Origin of the sequence: Mesorhizobium sp. M7A.F.Ca.MR.362.00.0.0 (assembly GCF_004023175.1) — a bacterium.
Taxonomy (GTDB): Bacteria; Pseudomonadota; Alphaproteobacteria; order Rhizobiales; family Rhizobiaceae; genus Mesorhizobium.
Genome location: NZ_RZTF01000351.1, coordinates 1 through 2,716, shown reverse-complemented (window position 1 = coordinate 2,716; position 2,716 = coordinate 1). Strand labels below are relative to the sequence as shown.

Below are 2,716 nucleotides of genomic sequence, written 5' to 3'. Positions count from 1 at the left end.
GGGGCGGTGCTGATCATGTGAGGTTGAGAAGGCGATAGACGCGGGGCACGTCTCTGGTCGCCCTGAGGCGGCTTTCGACGTACCCCGCCAGCGCCTGCCTTGTGGTAGATCTGCGGGTAAATCAGCGCCGCAGAAACAATCCGGCGTAACACCGATCTCAACTGGCAAGTCCGGGCTCGGTGTCACGCTCCACTGACGGTGCGCGACCTGCATTATCGCATTGTCAGCGCATTCCGTCGACCTTTTCCCCGAACCCCCAGCGGCGCTCCGAAAGGACCGTCGCGGATGCTCACGGGCCGCTTCTTTCTGTGCGGCCGCTGCCGTTCGCAGGTAACGATCTGCCGCAGCTGCGACCGGGGACAGCGCTACTGCGGCCAGGACTGCGCCCGTGCTGCCCGCCGCGAGAGTGTGCGCGAGGCGGGGCGACGTTATCAGCGCAGCCGCCGTGGACGCCTGGCTCATGCGGTCCGGGCCCGACGATATCGGGCTCGGCACAATAAAGTGACGCATCATTCTCCACCTGCATCTCGTGCCGGTTCACTACTGGGCAGTCCCTCGAACGATGTCGTCGCTGCTTTTGCTGACGTCGTCGGGCGGGCGACGACATCGGTCATGCCCACGCCGTGCTGTCGGCGCTGCGACTGTCGACTGTCGCCGTTCGTTCGCACCGGCTTCGTGCGTCGCCGGGGGGCTCGTTATGCCCGTGAAGCTGACTACGCAGACGGAGAGCCCGCATCATGACCATCAGCCCCGAACTGGAAGCGCAGATCCTGCGCCTGTATCACGCCGAGAAATGGCGCTGCGGCACCATCGCCAGGCAATTGCATGTCCATCACACGACGGTGCATCGCGTTCTGGCCCAGGCGGGATTGCCCCGGCACAAGCCGCTGCAGAGAGCCTCAATCATTGAACCGTATCTTCCATTCATTGAGCAGACGCTGGAAAAGTTCCCCTCGCTGACCGCCAGCCGCCTTTATGCGATGGTGCGCGAGCGCGGCTACCGGGGCTTGCCGACGCACTTTCGGCACCTGGTTGCCCTGCACCGTCCCCGCAAGCCGGCCGAGGCGTTCCTGCGGCTACGCACATTGCCGGGCGAGCAGGGACAGGTCGACTGGGCCCACTTCGGTCACATCGAGATCGGCAACGCCCGCCGGCCGCTAATGGCGTTCGTGATGGTGCTTTCCTACTCACGCGACATCTACCTGCGCTTCTTCCTCGACGCGCGCATGGAAAACTTCCTGCGCGGTCACGTCGGCGCGTTCAACACATGGTGCGGGCTGCCCAGGGTCCTGCTCTACGATAATCTCAAGAGTGCGGTGCTCGAGCGCCAGGGCGATGCGATCCGCTTCCATCCGACGCTGCTTGCCTTCGCCGGCTTCTATCGGTTCGAGCCACGTCCTGTCGCGGTTGCCCGGGGCAACGAAAAAGGTCGCGTCGAGCGCGCCATACGGCATATAAGGGAAGCATTCTTCATCGCCCGCAAGTTCACCGATCTCGACGATCTGAATGCCCAGGCCGAACAGTGGTGCCGCAACCAGGCAGCCGACCGGCCATGCCCCGAGGACCGGACGATGACTGTCCGCCAGGCGTTTGCGCAAGAGCAGCAACTGCTTCTGCCGCTGCCCGCCAACCCATACCCCGTCGAGGAGCAGGTCGCCGCCAAGGTTGGCAAAACGCCCTATGTGCGCTTCGACCTCAACGATTACTCGGTACCGCATGCTCATGTCCGGCGCACGCTCAGCGTGCGCGCCGATCTCGGCCTGGTCCGCGTCTTCGACGGCGCAAAGATGATCGCCAGTCACCGTCGCAGCTATGAACGTGACCAGCAGATCGAGGACCCTCAGCACCTCAAGGCTCTCGTCGCAATCAAGCGCGAGGCGCGCCAGCATCGCGGCCTCAACAGCCTGACGCGCGCCGTGCCGGCCTGCCAGACCCTGATGATCCGGGCCGCCGAGCGTGGCTCCAATATAGGTGCGATCACAAACGCGATGCTGAAACTGCTTGACCTGTACGGCGCGCAGGAACTGCAGGCCGCCGTCGAGGAAGCTTTGCATGCCGGCGCCTCCCATTCGAGGTCGGTTCGCGACGTACTGGAACGCCGCCGGGTCGCCCGTGGTGCTCCGCCGCCGGTCGAAACGAGCCTGCCCGAACACGTGCGGCGCAAGGATACGACGGTACGGCCGCATCGCCTCGACAGCTACGACCAACTGACCCTTGGAGGCAAAGATGATGAATAATCCCGACGTCCTGCTCAACCGGGCCAAGGCGTTGCGCCTCAATGGCCTGATCACCCATTGGGACGAAATCGCTGGCGCGGACTGGCTGGCCGCCGTCCTGCAATGGGAAGAAGAGGAGCGCTCCGACCGTTCGATGCGGCGACGCATGCGTGCCGCCAGGCTCGGCCACTTCAAGCAACTGTCCGATTATGACTGGCACTGGCCGCGCCGCATCGACCGCGCCGCCGTCGAGGATCTGATGACCCTGTCCTTCATGAACGATGCCGCCAACATCGTCTTTATCGGCCCCAACGGCGTCGGGAAATCGACACTTGCTCGCAATGTCGCTCACCAGGCGCTCATCTGCGGTCACACCGTCCTCTTCCGAACCGCCAGCGAGATGCTCGGCGAACTCGCCGCCCTCGACAGCGACGCAGCCTTGCGCCGACGCCTTCACCACTACGCCGCCGCCGACGTTCTTGCGATCGACGAGGTCGGGT

Annotated in this window: 2 protein-coding genes; both read left to right on the top strand. The window is 64.4% G+C overall.

What is annotated here, in order from left to right; translation table 11 throughout:
* Nucleotides 1-737 precede the first annotated feature (737 nt).
* Complete coding sequence (istA, locus tag EOC06_RS29495) at nt 738-2,237, top strand: IS21 family transposase (RefSeq protein ID WP_128309445.1); 1,500 nt, start codon at nt 738-740, stop codon at nt 2,235-2,237.
* Nucleotides 2,227-2,716 (top strand): ATP-binding protein (locus tag EOC06_RS29490; protein ID WP_206631280.1); only part of this gene is annotated, 490 nt, incomplete at its 3' end. The genes istA and EOC06_RS29490, both read left to right, overlap by 11 nt.

Coding starts and splice junctions, on each gene's coding strand:
- istA (WP_128309445.1), top strand. CDS start 738: ATGACCATCAGCCCCGAACTGGAAGCGCAGATCCTGCGCCTGTATCAC.